The 244-nt window shown below is 58.6% G+C and carries 1 protein-coding gene; it reads right to left on the minus strand.

Annotation, left to right across the window (positions count from 1 at the left end; all coding sequences use genetic code 11):
- On the minus strand, nucleotides 1–232 hold a 232-nt coding region (locus SB725_RS33280; protein ID WP_410923704.1), incomplete at its 3' end, for a hypothetical protein.
- Nucleotides 233–244 lie beyond the last annotated feature (12 nt).

Here is a 244-nt window from a genome sequence, read left to right on the forward strand (position 1 = left end):
CCATGATCGGGGTACTTTGCACGTACACCGCCGCCAGCACGCCGTTTTCCAGATAGAGCCCGTACCCGTACAACGAATATTGATCGTTCGTCGTGTCCTGAATCGTGACGTGGATCGTGTCTTTCGCAACGTTCTTGCCGCCGAACGTGTTCACGCGCTTGCGCTCGTTCGGCATGACCGTCATCGCCGGGTCGAACACGAACGCCGCCGTACACAGACCGACTTCGGTCACGCGATGCTCGTT

The organism is Pseudomonas sp. SIMBA_041 (assembly GCF_046535095.1).
Classification (GTDB): domain Bacteria; phylum Pseudomonadota; class Gammaproteobacteria; order Pseudomonadales; family Pseudomonadaceae; genus Aquipseudomonas; species Aquipseudomonas mucoides.